17 protein-coding genes are annotated in these 17,721 nt (G+C 41.8%); 1 reads left to right on the top strand and 16 read right to left on the bottom strand.

The genetic code is table 11. The features are described from left to right. Window positions 1-8 precede the first annotated feature (8 nt). The 16 genes from AC59HZ_RS17950 to AC59HZ_RS17875 all read right to left on the bottom strand — a co-directional run bounded on the left by AC59HZ_RS17950 (window position 9) and on the right by AC59HZ_RS17875 (window position 17,019). Complete coding sequence (locus AC59HZ_RS17950) at window positions 9-1,703, bottom strand: L-lactate permease (RefSeq protein WP_496547165.1); 1,695 nt, start codon at window positions 1,701-1,703, stop codon at window positions 9-11. A gap of 373 nt (window positions 1,704-2,076) precedes the next feature. Beyond that, the gene (locus tag AC59HZ_RS17945) at window positions 2,077-2,853 is read right to left on the bottom strand and encodes an IclR family transcriptional regulator (RefSeq protein ID WP_496547164.1); all 777 of its coding nucleotides are present in this window, start codon (window positions 2,851-2,853) and stop codon (window positions 2,077-2,079) included. Window positions 2,854-2,931: 78 nt separating this feature from the next. Continuing rightward, window positions 2,932-3,708 carry a fumarylacetoacetate hydrolase family protein gene (locus AC59HZ_RS17940; protein WP_496547163.1) on the bottom strand — a complete coding sequence of 259 codons (777 nt, stop codon included), beginning with the start codon at window positions 3,706-3,708 and terminating at the stop codon, window positions 2,932-2,934. Window positions 3,709-3,790: 82 nt separating this feature from the next. Then, window positions 3,791-5,971, bottom strand: coding sequence for a malate synthase G (locus AC59HZ_RS17935; protein ID WP_496547162.1), 2,181 nt, complete (start codon window positions 5,969-5,971; stop codon window positions 3,791-3,793). Between the two features lie 435 nt (window positions 5,972-6,406). Continuing rightward, window positions 6,407-7,861, bottom strand: coding sequence for an FAD-linked oxidase C-terminal domain-containing protein (locus tag AC59HZ_RS17930; RefSeq protein ID WP_496547161.1), 1,455 nt, complete (start codon window positions 7,859-7,861; stop codon window positions 6,407-6,409). Beyond that, a complete protein-coding gene (locus AC59HZ_RS17925; protein ID WP_496547433.1) occupies window positions 7,861-9,213 on the bottom strand; it encodes a (Fe-S)-binding protein in 1,353 nt (450 codons plus the stop codon). Before AC59HZ_RS17925 ends, AC59HZ_RS17930 begins: the two co-directional genes overlap by 1 nt. Before the next feature lie 2 nt (window positions 9,214-9,215). Further along, a complete protein-coding gene (locus tag AC59HZ_RS17920; RefSeq protein ID WP_496547160.1) occupies window positions 9,216-10,535 on the bottom strand; it encodes an FAD-binding oxidoreductase in 1,320 nt (439 codons plus the stop codon). Between the two features lie 72 nt (window positions 10,536-10,607). Further along, window positions 10,608-11,312, bottom strand: coding sequence for a FadR/GntR family transcriptional regulator (locus AC59HZ_RS17915; RefSeq protein WP_496547159.1), 705 nt, complete (start codon window positions 11,310-11,312; stop codon window positions 10,608-10,610). A 135-nt stretch (window positions 11,313-11,447) separates the two neighbouring features. Continuing rightward, window positions 11,448-12,440 (bottom strand): NAD(P)-dependent oxidoreductase, encoded by a 993-nt coding sequence (locus tag AC59HZ_RS17910; protein ID WP_496547158.1) that lies wholly within the window; start codon window positions 12,438-12,440, stop codon window positions 11,448-11,450. Continuing rightward, window positions 12,349-13,131 (bottom strand): TIM barrel protein, encoded by a 783-nt coding sequence (locus AC59HZ_RS17905; protein ID WP_496547157.1) that lies wholly within the window; start codon window positions 13,129-13,131, stop codon window positions 12,349-12,351. The genes AC59HZ_RS17910 and AC59HZ_RS17905 overlap by 92 nt, the downstream gene beginning before the upstream one ends. 22 nt (window positions 13,132-13,153) lie before the next feature. Next, window positions 13,154-13,933 carry a sulfite exporter TauE/SafE family protein gene (locus tag AC59HZ_RS17900; RefSeq protein WP_496547156.1) on the bottom strand — a complete coding sequence of 260 codons (780 nt, stop codon included), beginning with the start codon at window positions 13,931-13,933 and terminating at the stop codon, window positions 13,154-13,156. A 12-nt stretch (window positions 13,934-13,945) separates the two neighbouring features. Then, entirely contained in the window at window positions 13,946-14,992 is a 1,047-nt protein-coding gene (locus tag AC59HZ_RS17895) for a beta-carotene 15,15'-monooxygenase (RefSeq protein WP_496547155.1), read from the bottom strand. Between the two features lie 44 nt (window positions 14,993-15,036). After that, on the bottom strand, window positions 15,037-15,564 hold the full coding sequence (locus AC59HZ_RS17890) for a class I adenylate-forming enzyme family protein (RefSeq protein WP_496547154.1): 528 nt from the start codon (window positions 15,562-15,564) through the stop codon (window positions 15,037-15,039). Then, window positions 15,474-15,815 carry an AMP-binding protein gene (locus AC59HZ_RS17885; RefSeq protein WP_496547153.1) on the bottom strand — a complete coding sequence of 114 codons (342 nt, stop codon included), beginning with the start codon at window positions 15,813-15,815 and terminating at the stop codon, window positions 15,474-15,476. The genes AC59HZ_RS17890 and AC59HZ_RS17885 overlap by 91 nt, the downstream gene beginning before the upstream one ends. 23 nt (window positions 15,816-15,838) lie before the next feature. After that, the gene (locus tag AC59HZ_RS17880; protein ID WP_496547152.1) at window positions 15,839-16,222 is read right to left on the bottom strand and encodes an AMP-binding protein; all 384 of its coding nucleotides are present in this window, start codon (window positions 16,220-16,222) and stop codon (window positions 15,839-15,841) included. A 23-nt stretch (window positions 16,223-16,245) separates the two neighbouring features. Then, window positions 16,246-17,019 carry a crotonase/enoyl-CoA hydratase family protein gene (locus AC59HZ_RS17875; RefSeq protein ID WP_496547151.1) on the bottom strand — a complete coding sequence of 258 codons (774 nt, stop codon included), beginning with the start codon at window positions 17,017-17,019 and terminating at the stop codon, window positions 16,246-16,248. 502 nt (window positions 17,020-17,521) lie between these two features. Here AC59HZ_RS17875 and AC59HZ_RS17870 point away from each other — a divergent pair. Then, a complete protein-coding gene (locus tag AC59HZ_RS17870; RefSeq protein WP_496547150.1) occupies window positions 17,522-17,677 on the top strand; it encodes a hypothetical protein in 156 nt (51 codons plus the stop codon). Window positions 17,678-17,721: the final 44 nt, after the last annotated feature.

The raw sequence follows: 17,721 nt of genomic DNA, 5'->3' as shown, positions 1-17,721 counted from the left end.
AAGAGATTTTAAGGAACCATCCACCCTAACAAACTACTATTTTGCAGGAATGTCATGATACAGACGATCACAACCAGCACGATACTATGCTTAACGGTGAATCGAAACAAGTCGGCTTCTTTCCCTGCGAGACCTACGGCTGCACACGCTACAGCAATGGATTGTGGAGAAATCATTTTTCCGGTTACTCCCCCTGATGAGTTCGCCGCGACAGCCAATACCGGGTCCATCCCAAGGTTCAGCGCGGTAACCTTTTGCATCGCACCGAACAAAAGGTTCGATGAAGTATCAGATCCAGTAATAAACACCCCTAACCATCCAAGGATTGGAGAGAAAAAGGCGAATAAGGAACCTGTTTTAGCGAGCGTCATTCCCAGAGTCGTACTCATCCCAGAAGCGTTTGTCACATAGGCAAACCCTACTACTGCTGCAATTGTAATGATTGGGTACTTTAGTTCATTTAACGTTTCCCCAAAAGTTGCCACCCATTCCTTCCATGAAATTTTAACAATAAACTTCGTGACAAAGGCAGCAATAAGCACCGAAGTACCAGCAGCACCCAGAATTTCAAGCTTATAAATGGCTGGGACAGGAGCACCAGCAGAATTAATGACTTTATTATTTAAAAAGGGAACTTCAGGAACAAATGTTAAAGCATGACCAATCAAATTAACCGCTTTCAAAATTGCGTTCGTTCCTTCATAATGACCAGTCAAAGCCAATTTGACTGTTGGAATTCCCCAAATCGTAATAAAGGCAGTTAATACTAGAAACGGTGACCAGGCTTTAAAAATTTGGCCTCCTGAATATTTTAGTTGCTTATTTTGAAGCGAGCGGGCGGTAACAGCAGAAGCCATTTCCTGTTCGGCTTTAAAGCGGAAAATCGTTTTCGGCTTCCAAAATTTCAAGAAAATGGCTAAGGCAAATAAGGAAACCAATGCGGATAAAATATCGGGAAGTTCTGGTCCAAGGAAGTTGGAGGTCAAGTATTGGGTCACTGCAAAAGTAATCCCAGTGATTAAAATGGCCGGTAAAATTTCCATTGCTTTTCTAAAGCCAGCCATAATGACAACTAAATAAAACGGAACAAATAAGGATAAGAATGGCAATTGCCGCCCCACCATTTTGGAAATTTCGATCGCAGAAATTCCTGTAGGCCCTTCAACCGCAATGATTGGAGTACCGATTGCACCAAAGGCAACTGGTGCTGTATTGGCAATTAAACAAAGGCCGGCAGCGTATAGAGGATTAAACCCAAGACCGACAAGAAGTGCAGCCGAAATGGCAACAGGTGCGCCAAAGCCAGCGGCTCCTTCAAGGAAAGCTCCGAATGAAAACGCTACCAAAAGAGCTTGGAGACGTCTGTCCTCCGTAAGTGAGACGACCGAATTGCGGATAATATCGAATTGGCCTGTCTTAACAGTTAATTTATAGAGGAAAACCGATGTAATGATAATCCAGCCGATTGGCAAGATTCCATATACTGCACCCTGTGTGGCAGACATGACAGCCATCCCCGCAGGCATCTTAAATGCAGCCACTGCTAAAATTAAGGCAATCAGAAGTGTTGTTAATCCGGCCACATAGCCCTTCATACGTTTAACGGCTAAAGCCCAGAAAAAATATAAGATTGGTATAAGTGCTACCAAAGCAGACAGCGTGAGACTATCTCCTACCGCTGTAAAATTTTGTGTAAAGGTCATAGTTTATCCCCCATCATATAAAATAATTTGTTCCCTCATCAGATTCATTGTTCTGATGGAAAAGATGAATAGGATCTATGATGACTGATACATATGTAAGTGACCCGAGAAGCGGCTACTCTATCAATACATTTTCAATTTGAAACTGAACACCCCCTTTGTTTCTTATTGCGAAACAGTGTTTTTGATTTGTTGCATAGGAAGAAACATTGTTATAGAACCATAATATCGTTTGGAAAATAACAGCGTTTAATCCTTCTTCATTATACAACTTTTTACCTTAATTTCAATAATTTTTAGAAGATTCTATCTATTGGGAAATAAAAAAACATTTGACCAATATACTGTTTTTTTGGCCAAATGTTTTATTTTCTTACATAATTCTGCTTTCAAAACCAAGCCGCGCTGAAATCTGTTTACCAATGTGAATCATTCGAGCTTGGAGCTTTTTTAGCCTCTCCTCTGTCATTCGCATCGTCGGCCCCGAGATACTGACGGCTGCAATAGCTTTCCCTAAGTGGTCAAAGATAGGTGCAGCAATGCACGTGATGCCATATTCATTTTCTTCTAAGTCCAGTGCATAGCCATTCCGCTTCACATCTGCCAATTCTCGGATAAACTCCTCTTTATTCGTAATGGTTTTATTTGTGTGCACCGGCATGCCTTTACGCTCAAGGATATCCAGTACAACTTGCGAAGGAAGATAAGCAAGGATTGCTTTGCCAACTGAAGTACAATGCATTGGAGCCCTTTTTCCTACTTTGGAATGCATCCTAAGTGTCTCATTACCTTCTAATTTTTCGATATAAACTACTTCCCCTTGATCATAAACGACAAGATGGATCACTTCATTGGTTTCGCTTTCCAATTCCTGCAGAAAAGGCTTTGCCTCAGACCTTAAATCAATGGATTCTAGCAGCTTTGAACTTACTTCTAAGAATTTATAACCAAGCTTATAGCGGCCGGTATCTTCATCTTGCTCAACATAACCATACTGGACTAGTGTTGACAGAATCCGGTAAACGGAGCTTTTATTAATATCTATTTGGTTGGCAATCTCTGTAACACCGAGGCCGCCTTTTTTTAAGCTAACCAAAGTAATGATATCCAATGCCCGGCTTACAGATTTGACCATATTCTCTCTCTCCACAATTGCTCACCTCGAAATTGCTGTCCATAATAGCTAACATTATAGCACAAATTTTTCACCGGTCATTGGCTGGCAAGATTAAGATTTAGCGTGCTCTTTTGCCAATACAAAGGAATTGCGTAGTGTACCGATTTCTTTAATCTCACATTCGATGATATCCCCGGCACCGACAAACTCAGCACCAACAGGACTTCCCGTTAGGATAACATCGCCCGGCTTAAGTGTCATCACTTTTGTCAAATACGATACCATTCTTCGTATTGGAATTATCATGAGCTCTGTTGCACTATTTTGCTTCTCCACACCATTCAGTTTAGCTTCGACCTTCACTGCAAATGGATCCAATTCTGTCTCAATAACTGGGCCCAGCGGCGTGAAGGTATCAAAGGATTTTCCGATGGTCCAATGACCATCCTGATGGAAAAATTGTGGTGCAGTTACATCGTTTCCAATGGTGTATCCGAATACATAATCTAATACTTCAGATTCAGAAACATTTTTAGCTTCTTTCCCAATCACGATCGCCAACTCGGATTCAAACTTAACTTGTTCGATTCCTGCCGGAATGACGATTTCTTCTTCAGGACCAATAACAGATGAGGTTGGTTTAAAGAAGAAAACCGGAATTTCCGGAAGCTCCGATGGACGGTCTTCAATTTTCGAAACATAGTTTGCTCCAATTCCAATGATTTGGTTAGGCTGTAGAGGTGCAAGCAGTGTCACATCAGCCAATGAGAATATGTTTCCTGTATACTCCCAATCTCCAAAAATATCTCCTTTAATTTCCTGGATAGAGTTTTCTACCAGAACGCCGGAATACACGGTTGAACCTTGAGTAAATCTAGTAAACTTCATTGTCATTCTCCCCTCTTTTTTAAGTAACTCTGTGTGAAAATCCCAAGGCATTCTAAACAATAGAATGCCTTGGATTTCTTTATTATTGTTTCACTGCAAACTTTGCCTTCGCTTCAATTCGTCTGCGGTGAAGAATTGGCTCGGTGTAGCCATTTGGCTGGTCATAGCCTTCGAAAATCAATTCACAGGCAGCCTGGAATGCTACGGAATCATCATAGTTCGGAGCCATATTTCGATACAATGAATCTCCGGCATTTTGTTCATCTACCACTTTAGCCATGCGCTCCAATGTTTCAAGAACCTGCTCTTTGTTGCAAATGCCGTGGTGAAGCCAGTTTGCTAAATGCTGGCTGGAAATCCGTAATGTTGCGCGGTCTTCCATTAATCCCACGTTATTGATATCTAATACTTTCGAGCAGCCAACACCCTGGTCTACCCAGCGGACAACATATCCTAAAAGAGTTTGACAGTTGTTGTTTAGTTCTGACTGGATTTCCTCAGCTGTCCAGGAAGGGCTTTTCTCAACTGGGAATTGCAGGATATCTTCTCGGAAGTCAGCAGTCTGATTAAGCATTTGGTTTTGTACTTCTCTAACATCGACTTCATGGTAATGTAACGCGTGCAGGGTCGCAGCCGTTGGAGATGGCACCCAAGCTGTATTGGCTCCGGTTTTTACGTGGCCGATTTTTTGCTTTAGCATTTCCGCCATTAAATCCGGCATTGCCCACATGCCTTTGCCGATTTGCGCTACTCCTTTAAAACCCGTTGAAAGGCCGACAATTACATTGGATTGTTCATAGCTCTGCAGCCATTTAGATGATTTCATATCATTTTTGCGAATCATTGGACCCGCTTCCATCGAAGAGTGAATTTCATCGCCTGTTCTGTCAAGGAATCCGGTATTAATAAATACAATCCGGTCTTTTACTTGCTTAATGCATGCCTTTAAGTTCAAACTTGTTCTCCGTTCTTCATCCATTACTCCGATTTTAAGGGTATTACGCTCAAGTCCAAGCAGATCTTCCACGTGGTCAAATAACTGATTCGCAAAGGCAACCTCTTCTGAGCCATGCATTTTTGGTTTTACGATATAAACTGAACCCTTCTCAGTGTTTTGGAATGGACCATTACCTAAAAGCGTATGTTTAGCGATAAGGCTTGTAAGGACAGCATCCAAAATTCCTTCTTGAATTTCCTCGCCGTTTTGATCGAGAATCGCGCTATTGGTCATTAAGTGCCCTACGTTGCGGACGAAAAGCAAGGAACGGCCATTTAATGTGATTTCCCCGCCATCAGGAGATTGGTAGCGGCGATCCGGATTAAGCGTACGAGTCATCGTTTTATTGCCCTTTTCAAAAGTAGCGGAGAGGGTACCGTTCATTAGCCCTAACCAGTTTCGATAGACCAGCACTTTGTCCTCAGCATCTACTGCAGCGACAGAATCTTCGCAGTCCATAATGGTCGTAATCGCGGATTCAACGAGCACATCCTTGACGCCCGCCTTATCGTTTCTGCCAATCGGATGGCTCCGATCGATTTGGATTTCAAAATGAAGTCCGTTATTTTTCAACAAGATCGCGGTTGGAGCTTCCTGAGTCCCTTGATAGCCGAGAAACTTAGATTCTTCCAATAGGCCTGTAATGGCACCATTATTTAGAGTCACTTTTAGGGCGCCATCTGTTACTGTGTAAGAAACAGCGTCCTTATGGGAAGCACCTTTTAATGAAGCTGATTGATCAAGAAAAATTCTGGCAAACTCAATTACTTTTGCACCACGGACAGGATTGTAACCGCCTGCACGAGTGGCGCCGTCCTCTTCACTGATGGCATCTGTTCCGTACAGGGCATCATACAGGCTTCCCCAACGGGCATTGGCCGCATTAATAGCGTAGCGGGCATTATTAACTGGGACGACTAACTGAGGGCCAGCTTGAACGGTGATTTCGTCATCGACATTAGTAGTAGCAATCTCGAAATCTTCCACTTCCGGTTCAAGATAACCAATTTCCGCTAAAAAGGATTGATAGGCCTCGAAGTCAAAATTCTCATTGTTTTCGCGGTACCATGTATTCAGTTTGTTTTGAATTTCATCACGAGTAGCGAGCAGCTCTTTATTTTTCGGTGTTAATTCACTGATCAACGCTTCAAAACCGGACCAAAATTGGTCAACATTCACACCAGTTCCCGGAAGGGCTTCCGAATTGATAAATTCATAGAGTTCCTGAGCTACCTGAAGTTTTCCTTTGTTTACATAGTTTGTCATCGTACGTTCCTCCTTTGATTTCTATTAAAACAGTAATCTCGTTAAAAATGCTTGGACTTGTTTGTTATTACGAAACGCTATTTCATAAAAAAATAATAGCATGATTATCCAATTTATTTCAATAATTTTAAGAAAATATAGATATTATTTTTTGGTTAGGGATGATGATCGAAACTTGAGCCCTTCATGTGGACATAGTCTGCTGGTTTCTCTATGGTTTTGTCCTCATGAACCTTCCATGCGGACAGCTTCAGCTGGTTTCATTGTAGTATTTGTCCTCATGAACCCTTCATGCGGACAGCTTTCGCTGGTTTCTGTGTAGTATTTGTCCTCATGAACCCTTCATGTGGACATTTTCCGCTGATTTCTATGCGGTTTTGTCCTCATAAGCCCTTCATGCGGACAAAACCCAATGGTTTCACAACGTGCCTGTCCTCATGAACTTCTTTCTTTCATTTCCCTCTTGATCTCCACACATCTTCCTGGGCTTGGGAATAGTTTTCCTGCATTTAATAGATTATCAGGATTGAAGACCGCGCGAATATCGGTTTGTGCGATAATTTCCTCATCGGTGAAGACGAAGCGCATTTCCTCTCTTTTCTCAATACCGACCCCATGCTCTCCAGTGATGGTGCCGCCTACATCAGCACACACCTGAAGACAGGCACTGCCAGCTTCTAAAGCCCTTTCACTTTGTCCAGGAATCCTGGCATCAAAAAGAACTAACGGATGAAGGTTCCCGTCTCCCGCATGGAAAATATTCGCAATCCGTAGACCGGATTCTTCGCTAATTTTATTAATGCGGCTCAAAACTTCAGGCAGTCTGCTCCGAGGAATGACCCCGTCCTGTACTAAGTAATCAGGAGAAATTGCACCCATGGCACCGAATCCTGTTTTCCGGTTCGCCCACCATCTACCGCGTTCTGCCTCATCCTTTGCGGCTCTGACCTCTCGCACGTTTCTTTTTTGGCAAACGTCCAGAATCTGATTGATTTGCTCATCCAATCCTGTTGCAATTCCATCCACTTCAATTAGGAGCACGGCTTCAATATCGATAGGGTGTCCTACTGGAAATGAGGCCGCTTCCACCCCTTCGATCGCTGTTTTGTCCATCATTTCGAGTGCAGCCGGCACAATCCCGGCCGAAATAATATCGGAAACTGCCTGACTGCCGTCTTCCACCTTATCAAAATAGGCCAGCACCGTTTTCTTTGCTTCCGGGTTTTTCAATATCCGGACTGTTATTTTCGTTACAATACCCAGTGTCCCCTCAGAACCTGTTAACAGACCCAGCAAATCATAACCGGGTTCATCTGGGATGCCGTTTGCTCCGATTTCAACAATGTCACCATTTGGCAAAACCACCTCAAGCCCAAGGATATGATTGGTTGTCACTCCATATTTAAGACAGTGAGCACCTCCGGCATTTTCCGCGACATTTCCACCTATTGTACAGCAATACTGACTTGAAGGGTCGGGAGCATAATAATAGCCTTTATCAGAAATGGAATTCGTCAGTTTCAAATTGACGAAGCCTGGCTGTACCACAGCACGTCGATTTTCATAGTCCACACTAAGAAGCTTTTTCATGAGTACTAGACTAATAATGACCTCACCATTTAAAGGGATGGCCCCGCCGCTTAGACCAGTTCCAGCTCCTCGGGCAAGAAATGGAAGCTGATTCTCGGCGCAATATTTAACAAGGGCTGCCACTTCCTCAGTGTTTTTCGGAAAAACAACTGCTTTTGGCAAATGCTTGTGTAAGGTAAAGCCATCGCAATCATAGGCGATAAGATCTTCCTTATGGTAAATGATCGATCGGGCATCGCCTACGATGTTTGCAAGATTTAAAATATGTCGATCGTTTGATTTGATTCCCTTGACCGCCATCACCATTCCCCCTTGCCGTCTTCTTTTTGGTAAGCCCAATCGAGCAGCTGTACGGTATGCACAATTTTTTGGTTTCTACCGTTTTTTTGTACCCCCATTGCCATCTGAAGCATACACCCAGGGTTGCCCATCGAAATCATTTCGACATCTTCAGGGACATTTTGCATTTTGCTATCAAGCACAGCAGATGCCATTTCCGGATTCATAATATTGTAAATTCCTGCACTTCCGCAGCAGCGGTCCGAATTTGGCATATGGACCATTTCCACCCCTGGAATATTGAGCAAAAGATCGCGCGGTTCCTGACGGATTCCTTGTCCATGTGCCAGATGGCAGGCATCATGATACGTAATCCGAGTTTTTAATTCCGCTTTTGGAAGGCAATAGCCTGTATCATAAAGATGTTTTGAAATGTCCTCCACCTTGGCGGCAAACGCTTCTGCTTTTTCATGCCACTCAGGTTCTTCACGGAACAATTCCGGATATTCCTTGAGGGCACAGCCACAGCCGGCAGCGTTAACAATTATCTTATCGGAATCCATAAACGCTTCAATATTTTGTTTGGCCAGCTTTCTTCCGGTTTCACGGTCACCTGCATGGACATGGAGCGCCCCGCAGCAGGTTTGGTTCTTCGGAATTGTTACGTCATTGCCGTTTCGGGTTAAGACATTAATCGTTGATTCATTAATATCACTAAACATGACATCCATTACACAGCCGGTTAATAAAGATACCTCACGCTTGGTTTCTCCCATTGCCTTAATGACGTTAACATCTTTATATTTTTTTCGGACCGGCTCTTTCACTTCTGGCATGATCGCTTCCATATCGACAAGATGCTGCGGCATGATATTGATCAGCTTTGTTTTCCGGACTACCTTTTGTATGCCGCTTTTTTGATAAAATTTTAGCAGGCTCCCGAGTCTATTCAACCGGTTATGATGCGGGAATAATCCTTGGAGAACCACCTTGCTTACAGCACCTTTCAGGCCTGTTAATGGGATGGCCTGGCGTATTTGCCCCCGGGCTTCCTCGATCAGGCCGCCGACTTCAACATCCGCCGGACAGGCTGTGGTACAGGCACGGCAATCCAGACAAGCGAATACAGGATCCATGAACTTTTCATTAACAGTGAGTTTGCCTTCCGCCACCGATTTAATCAAATGGACGCGTCCGCGGGGGGAATGCTGCTCCATACCGGTAATCTCATAGGTCGGGCACGATTCTAAACACATACCGCAATGAACACAGTCCGCCCATTTACTTTCATCCGGATGATCTTTCGCAAAATAATTGCTTAAACCGGTCGAACAAGCCGGATCATTCTTTAAATCGGCTTCTTTGATACTCATCATTAAATCCCTCCCACAAATCGTTTAGGATTAAGAACTCTATTCGGGTCAACCTTGGATTTGATCCCTTCTAATAGGAAGAAATGGGAAGGCTTTTTCCCCCAAGTGTCTATTTCTTGTCTTAATGAAAAAGGCAGATGCTTCACAACGGTGTATCCCCCAAGTTTTGTAACGGACTCCCTTATTTGCTGAATAGCGGATATGATATCTTCCTTTGCGCCTTTCAGGTTTACCTGGCATAAACCGTGGCCTAATCCTCCATTGGCTTCGACCTGTATATTGTGTGTATCACTAAGGAGATGGCTTTCTTTTATGATGTTGGTTACGTCCATGTTGATTACACCAATTTTCAAGGAAGTCTGAGTTGAAGTGCTGCTGTCTGTAGGGGAAATTGGATTAAGGGAATAAAATTGATTCCAAAAAGTTTGGACATCCTGGCCGGAAAGAATTTTCAATTCTGTATGGGCTGGCTGAATGCTATGGATAAAGTTTTCTTGATACCGAACAGATGTTTCAACATCCTCGAGTCCGATCGCTACTGTATTACAGCTGCGTCCTAACAATTTTTCTGATAGCGTTGGACTAAGCAGTTCCAGAGTTACAGGCTCCATCGTCGAATCAAGGAGCTTTGTGGCAAACGACCGGATTTCGTCCATGTTTCCTTGTGGGAATGTTAGTAAATTAAGACACTCATATTTAGGCAGCGGACGCAGTTTTACTGTTACCTCTGATATGACGCCCAACGTACCCATCGAGCCGATAAATAATTTGTTCATATCATAGCCGGCTACGTTTTTTACGACCCTTCCGCCGGACCGTATCACTTTTCCATCTGGGTATACGATTCTTAACCCGATGACAACGTCTCTTGAAGAGCCATACCCAAGCCGTTTGGGACCGCTGTCATTCGATGCGACAATTCCTCCGATGGTTGCTGATGCCGGGCAGTAGGGGTCGAGTGAAATTTTTTGAGTATACTGAGCCAAATACTCCTGTAATTCTTTAAATTTGGTTCCAGCCTTAACGGTTAACGTCATGTCGCCTACCACATGTTCCACAATGCCTGTATAGTTCGTTAGCGAAAGTAAAATATCGGCTGTTTCGGTCAAACCGCCGAACCCTCTTTTGGTTCCGCCCCCTTCAACACATACCTTTTTACCATGTTCATTCGCGTATTGAAGAATAGCAGAGATCTCTTCCTCAGTTTGAGGAAAGACCTTTACCTGTCCGCTATTTCCAAGGGGATGATTATTCTCCCCTTCGCTGATTCGCTCTGCTGATAAAATAGCGTTTAACTCTGCAAAAAGATCTGCAGTTATCAATACCAACACCTCCGATGTTTCGTAATGCACAACAGCGTTTCGAATTATCTGCAAAAAAATTACTTTTTTCCTTTATCGGCCAGCTGTTTGCTGGATAACATGACTGTTCAAAAGCTCTTTTTCAACAAAATCCAAGTGCACCATCATCTTTTGTTTCGCCTGCTGAGGTTTCCCTAGCTTAATGGATTCATAGATTTCTAAATGTTGTTTTTCAATCATCTTGGCAGTTACTGGATTTTTCTCAATATAGTGGTGAAAATCGATCATGGCATTTTTCATCGTTGTGGAGATAAATTGCAGGAACTGTTTGATAATTTTATTGCCTGCTGCTTCCGCAATTGTCTTATGTAAAAGATAATCCGATTCCCACCCTTTAATAGTTTGATTGGAAAAAATCTCTTTCATTAGATTTAGATCTTCATCAGAACGATGAACGGCTGCCATTTCCGCAATTCCAGGCTCCAGGATTTTCCGAACCTGAAAAAGCTCTTTGATATCCTTGGGACTGGTCAGCAGCAGATGACTGTTAAAGAGTCTGGTTGAATCAAATTCGAGAATAAAGGTTCCCTTTCCCCGCTTTACATCTACCATCCCTTTGCCTTTTAATGTCGTAATGGCATCGCGGACAGCAGATCGGCCAACACCAAATAACTCGCATAGTTCCCTGACAGAAGGAAGCTTTTCACCGGCTTGAAACGTTTCAGAATGGATCATTTCCTCAATTTGTTCTGCAACGGAATCAGACACCTTCAGGACCGGGATTTTTTTTACCTGCACGAATCTCCCCCCATTCTTTCAGATATCACATATCTGATAAGTAAAACCACTTACCTATATTTAAACACTTGAAAAGGTAAAATTCAATTAATTTTCTGAATTTATTATTTGTTTTTAAAATTCTATCATCTCTAACTAAAGTAAACTCGTTTTCTTTACGATTACCCCGCATTTCTCTTCTAACGGCTGGATCACAGCCGACATATCTAATTCCTGAAGACCTTCGTCGATCGCATGGCCAAATGCCTTCTCTGCCAGTTGACCAGTGAATTGGTTCATTCCTGTCTCTTGTAATAATTGGTTTGCCAAACGGACATCTTTATGGACATATTTTACGGCCCCGCCAGGTTGAAATTGGCGGTCGAACACATATTGTTCCATATGCCTTCGTAAAATCCGGCTATCCCCATAGCTGACCTTCAAAATTTTATACAGCTGTTCCGAATCGAGGCCAAATGCTGCTCCTGTTACCATTGCTTCCGATGCCGCCAGCGAATGGACAGCAACAAGATATTGATTGAGAAGTTTTGCAATGCTCCCTGAACCGGACGGACCAAGATACTCGATCGTCTCTCCCAGAACGTTCACTATTGGATGAATTTTTTCAAATGCCTGCTTCTCGCCTCCGACCATAATGGTTAATGTTCCATTTTCCACCCCTTCAGGTCCGCCGCTAACCGGAGAATCGAGATAAGCGATTTCTTTTTCACTTGCCTGTCCAAAGATTATTTTGCTGGTCTCTGCTCCAACTGTCGTAAAATCGATACAAATGGTTCCAGGTCGTGCCTTTTCAAGGAGACCGGAAATTCCTAGATAAACCTCTACTACATCTTCAGGCATAGATAAACAAGTACAAATGATATCACTAGAATGAGCTAGTGAGGAAATGGATTCTGCAATGAAAGCTCCATGTTCCTCCAGTAATTTTACCTTTTCCTTGGTACGATTATAAACAGCTACTTGGTATCCATTGGCAAGCAGCTTTTTCACCATCCTTGAACCCATCACGCCAGTTCCAACAAATCCAATCATCATCTTATTTTCCTCCCAATCCAATCCATGATTGCCATTCGAAGCTTTCGTCGCTTTTTCCACTTGGTGTATATTCCAGGCCGGCGTAACCGTCATATGCATTATTTAAAAATTGAAAAATCTTTCGATAATCCATATCCCCTGTGCCCGGCTGATGCCGACCCGGAACGTCAGCTATTTGAACATGGCCAATCAAATCAGCAAATTGTTTATAAATTGATAGTGCGTTCCCATGAATTCTTTCTATATGGTAAAAATCAAATTGAAGTTTTACATTTGACAAAGCCACTGCCTCTAAAATTTCTTTTGCCTGATAAATATCGTTCAAAAAATATCCGGGCATATCAAATGGGTTAATTGGTTCGATCAATACCGTCAAACCATGCTTGGCCATTTCCTTTCCAGCATATTGAAGGTTATGGATATACACGTCCCTTGCTGTTTCTTTATCACTTTCAGCAACAATGCCAGCCATGCAGTGGATCCTAGTAACATTTAATGCTGCTGCATACTTTATTCCCTTATTTACTGAACTCCTAAATTCTTTGACCCTGCTAGCATCCGTTGCTAAGCCCCGATCTCCCTTTTCCCATTGCCCAGGCGGCAAATTCAATAACACCATCGATAATTGATTTTGGTTAAGCTCCCTCTGGATTTCTTCAATTGATAGTGCATAAGGAAATTGACATTCAACATAAGAAAATTCATGATTTCGGGCTTTTTTAAAACGCCTCAAAAAAGGGTCTTCCGTAAAAATGGTTGAAAGATTAACAGAAAATTTACTCATCAAAACCTCCAAAACCCTAGGGCTAAGCCCTTATATGTAACATTACGAGCATATAGAACGAAGATAGGATCGTAATGATGGCGATCATCATCTTCAATTGAGGCAGAGGCACCTTACTGGCAAGGCGGACACCTATCACAATCCCTGCAATCGTCCCTATTAAACTACCTAAAATCACCATAGGGCTAAATCCGACACTTGCATGGGAAAAATAACCTAAAATAGAAGGAATAGCGATAACAATGGAGTTCAATAGGCTGACACCCACTGCTGTTCTAATATTAATCCCAAGACCAGCCAAAACCGGTACTAGTAAGATAGGGCCTCCTGCTCCTGTTAAGGCACAAATGACCGCTGTAATGAACCCAAGTAGAATGACCAGAAAAGAATAATCTAACATTTTTGATGGTCTTTTTTCAATAGCTGGATCTTTATTTCTCTTTAGTAAGATGGATATTCCTGCTAATAGCACGAAAATATAGAGAAGGAGTTTTGAAAAATAGTCGGATATTAACACATTTATTTGGACTCCCAAAAATGCCCCTGGCAGACTTCCGATGCTCAAATATAGTGCTAGTTTAACATTCATATTTTTAGATTTCCAATAGGAAATAGTACCGATGATGCCGGAGACGGCAAAGGATAAGAAGCTTAATGCAAGTGAATCGTGAACAGGCATTTTTAAAAATCCTACATAAATTAATGGAAGGAGAAAGCCGGAAATGCCAGACATGCCCAATAATACACCGACAATCAAATTCAAACCTACAACAAAACTAATTAGAAAGAAATAATCGGACATTTATTCAGACCCTCAATTTAATTCGTATTTTTTCCTTAGACCCACTTTAAATTGATTCGGATTATCTACTTTTATCGCAACTTGTGAATATTCTTTTTTTATCCCCATGATTAAAGTAGCTTCAACAGGCTGCTTTAATTTTAATATGAAATTAGGATGGGAATCTTCAAAATCACGTGCAATGAATTCAATTGTATCTTTTGACCGTTTTTGTTTTAAATATGATGGTTCATCGATGATTTCTTCGATATCGGACCACATTATTTCGATTCGCTTTAACAGGCCTAATGAAACGTACATCTTCTCCTCGGTAATAACCAAAGGATTAAAGCGTACGGCTTGAATATCTCCTAAAAAGAAAATAACGGTATAAATGTTGATTACGAGTAAAACAATCGACAATATCACAGACTTTTCATGTATTAACCAATGAAGCCCAGCCATTTCAAGGATTGTGGCATGAATTAACAGCACATGCAAGGCAATCAAGCTTGAATTTTGATGCAACGTAAACATGTTTGTGTCTTGTTGGGGTTTCTTTCTCCAGGCTGCAAATGCATAGTAAAACATGAGCATTTCTGAACAAATGATTCGAATAATAGGATAGGATTTGACTTGGTTTTCGACTGCGTTCGAAAATGAAAAGAGAATTGGCAGTGGACTTTTTTTAACAGAACGAACGATGGATGGCAAATATTTAAACAACGAAACGAGCACTAATATTTCCAGTAAGAGCAGTCCGCCTTCAATTGCGAAACCAATCCATGTTACAGCTTTAAATGGCGCTAAATAATCCTTTGGAATAAAGATACTCACAAATATTAGTCCGCCGGCAATTCCGAAAATCAGGTTTTTCCTATTTGATTTTCGTTTCCAGGCCAAAAATAAAATCGGAGAAACCAAGGCTAAATCCAACATGGATGCCGCAATGACTAAATTAGGTTGATTTGGCATCAGTTGTATTCCCAATGTTGTATGGTACAAAGTATAATTTGCAGTCAACACTAACAATAGCAAGATCGGCAAAACATTTCGGCTGAGAGACCTTTTAAAAACCATATTTCCCCGCCTTTCTATTTTTCTTTCATTATACCATAAATTACCTATAGGGATGTTTGTGTATAAATCCACCTGTCTTTAATTGTTTCTTGTGTTAATTCAGTAGATTTCCAGTAACCAGCCATCCCTTGACTCGATTTCACAAGGATTTCACCTATTTCTCCTACTGGTACATCTTCACCTGTTTGATCTACAATTTTGATAGAAGCTGTTGGTACGGGACGGCCGCATGATAACAATCGATTTTCAGCTTCTTCTCCCTCACCTGTATGATCCTTCTTATTTAAAATCGAAAGAAATAGCGGTGCTTCTGTTTGACCATAGTATTGAAGGAATTTCGGACCCCATAAGGCAAGTCCTCGTTTCAGAGCCTCACGTGGCATTGGTGAAGCTCCGTAAATAATATTCCTGATAGATTCAAAGGAATACTGTTCTACATTTGGGTGATGTAAAAGCATCACAATCATGGTTGGGACTAAATTTAAGGTTGTTGGTTTTTCATCGTGAATGGTTTGGAGGTAATGTTCGGGATCGAAGCTTGGCAGGATGAAATTGGCTGCTCCGGAATCCAATGTGGAAGCACTAAGGCACCTGATGCATGAGTTAAAGGAGCTGCGTGAAGCATCGTATCCCCTTCTTGAATTTCTATTGAAGTCAAAATGTTATTGCAAATGGCGGCCCAGATTTCCTGAGTATGGACGGCAGCTTTGAGCATTCCCGTCGTTCCGGAAGTATATTGAATGTTTGCCAGATCCGACTCAAAAACTTTTACGGCTGGTTCATCATCAGAAACCCCTTGAATAAATTCATGCATATTTAGCATCCATGGTTCCTTTGACGTTCCATTCATTTGGCAAAAAAAGTGGAGTTTATCACAATGTAGTTTGATTGCTCTGCCCGTTCGCTGAATTCTTCTGTATATAATAGCGCCTTTGCTTCAGTTTCCTTTATCATATGAATATGTTCTTTCTCTGAAAGCCTCGTATTTAACGGAACCTTAATAATCCCGGTTATCAAGAGAGCAAAATCAATTTCGACGCTTTGCAAGGAGTTGGCCAATAAAAAAGCCACTCGATCTCCCTTTTTAAGTCCAAGGCTTAACAAGGAATTGGCCAACCGATTACTATTTCTAAATACTTGGTCGAAGGTTAATTTTTCTCCTTGAAAAATAACGCTTGTATGATTTGGATAAAATCTGGCGCCTCTTTTTATTAATTCCGCAGCATTCATTTTTTCATTTCCCCCCTAAGTGTTCATAATTTAAATCGCCCATGCTTTCCTTGTCCGTTAGAAAAGCGTGTCGCTCCTTCACGGGTTTCTCCGCTGTTTACGACATTCAATCCTAATTGAAACTCCAGCTGCATCGCTTTATCAAAGTCCTGATCAAATCCATGATAAACGGCTTCTCGGTCACTTAGCATGCAAAGCTGAGGAAACTCGGAGATTTCTGCAGCTAGTTTTTCTGCTTCCTCTTTGCCTGTACCTGGTTCAACGATGCGGTTAGCCAAACCGATCATCAATGCCTCTTCCGCTTCGACGGGACGTCCAGTTAAAATCAGATCCAGAGCACGGCTCATTCCAATAAGCCGGGGAAGCCTTTGAGTCCCACCGTCCACAAGCGGAACACCAAAGCGACGGCAAAACACACCAAATACCGCGTCCCGTTCCATCACGCGCAGGTCGCACCAGATTGCAAGTTCCATTCCCCCGGCAACTGCGTATCCTGAAACTGCTGCAATCACAGGTTTTGATAAATGCATTCGGCTGGGACCCATCGGACCATCCTTTGACATGTTCATATTCATTTCATTTCCTTCATTTATAGATAGGGCTTTCAAATCAGCTCCAGCACAAAAGGTCCCGCCAGTTCCATGTAAGACGGCAACTCGTAACGTTTCATCCTTTTCGAATTCTCGAAAAGCATCCGCAAGCTCTTTAGCTGTCTTTCGGTCAACTGCGTTTTTAACCTCCGGCCGATTTATGGTAATTGTACAAACCTTCCCATTCTTCTCAAACAGTATAGTCATTTTCAAAACCTCCCTATATGCCTTTTTGGCTTTTCTCATTTCCCTTCCAACAATAACCATTATAAAACACCGTCCAAGTCGAAACTTGTCCGTTTCTACTGTCATTAAAATATAATGCTCTGTTAAACTTTAATGTTGATAATTAATGAATCTAAAGGGGAATCTTTATTGTCAAGGTTCTCCTTACTTGTGAACCAACACATATTTAGTAAAACTCGGATCCATTTTTACAATGTTCCTCCAATTCAGCTATTGTAAGTAACAGTGTTTTTGTATATTTGCTTGAGTTTTCTGCGGAATACGCTATCAATATCAACATTTACCTTTAACAGAGCCAAATAAAAAAAGCTATCAATATGACAGCTGGTGTGTAAAACTCCAAATCCTTTTATCTATTTTCTGACAGGAAGTTAGTCAATTTTTCAAACTTGTTACATTTTTAGCTTCAAAAAAGGCAAAATTAAAAGGTGCAAAAATTATAAGATAGGAAGGATGAAGACAGATGGCGAAAACAACAAATATTCAACCAACTGACAAAGATACTAATTTAGATCAAGCAAGTATAACCAATAGCTTAGATAACGACAACGCTTTTAGCGAAAATGGATTAGAAAATAACCGATTACTAAACAAGGCTGTGAATGAAAAAAAGCAATAAATCCAGTCAATATGTAGAATATCTGGAAGGATGATCCCCATTGG

Source organism: Neobacillus sp. DZ-9 (assembly GCF_059587065.1).
This window is presented reverse-complemented; position numbering and strand designations above follow the sequence as displayed.

Excerpts from the sequence above, each read along its gene's own strand:
- AC59HZ_RS17930 (WP_496547161.1), bottom strand. The coding sequence starts at position 7,861 with ATGGCGGTCAAGGGAATCAAATCAAACGATCGACATATTTTAAATCTT.
- AC59HZ_RS17905 (WP_496547157.1), bottom strand. The coding sequence starts at position 13,131 with ATGAGTAAATTTTCTGTTAATCTTTCAACCATTTTTACGGAAGACCCT.
- AC59HZ_RS17895 (WP_496547155.1), bottom strand. The coding sequence starts at position 14,992 with ATGGTTTTTAAAAGGTCTCTCAGCCGAAATGTTTTGCCGATCTTGCTA.
- AC59HZ_RS17880 (WP_496547152.1), bottom strand. The coding sequence starts at position 16,222 with ATGAATGCTGCGGAATTAATAAAAAGAGGCGCCAGATTTTATCCAAAT.
- AC59HZ_RS17900 (WP_496547156.1), bottom strand. The coding sequence starts at position 13,933 with ATGTCCGATTATTTCTTTCTAATTAGTTTTGTTGTAGGTTTGAATTTG.
- AC59HZ_RS17925 (WP_496547433.1), bottom strand. The coding sequence starts at position 9,213 with ATGAGTATCAAAGAAGCCGATTTAAAGAATGATCCGGCTTGTTCGACC.
- AC59HZ_RS17885 (WP_496547153.1), bottom strand. The coding sequence starts at position 15,815 with ATGCTAAATATGCATGAATTTATTCAAGGGGTTTCTGATGATGAACCA.
- AC59HZ_RS17935 (WP_496547162.1), bottom strand. The coding sequence starts at position 5,971 with ATGACAAACTATGTAAACAAAGGAAAACTTCAGGTAGCTCAGGAACTC.
- AC59HZ_RS17950 (WP_496547165.1), bottom strand. The coding sequence starts at position 1,703 with ATGACCTTTACACAAAATTTTACAGCGGTAGGAGATAGTCTCACGCTG.
- AC59HZ_RS17910 (WP_496547158.1), bottom strand. The coding sequence starts at position 12,440 with ATGACGGTTACGCCGGCCTGGAATATACACCAAGTGGAAAAAGCGACG.
- AC59HZ_RS17875 (WP_496547151.1), bottom strand. The coding sequence starts at position 17,019 with ATGACTATACTGTTTGAGAAGAATGGGAAGGTTTGTACAATTACCATA.
- AC59HZ_RS17940 (WP_496547163.1), bottom strand. The coding sequence starts at position 3,708 with ATGAAGTTTACTAGATTTACTCAAGGTTCAACCGTGTATTCCGGCGTT.
- AC59HZ_RS17870 (WP_496547150.1), top strand. The coding sequence starts at position 17,522 with ATGGCGAAAACAACAAATATTCAACCAACTGACAAAGATACTAATTTA.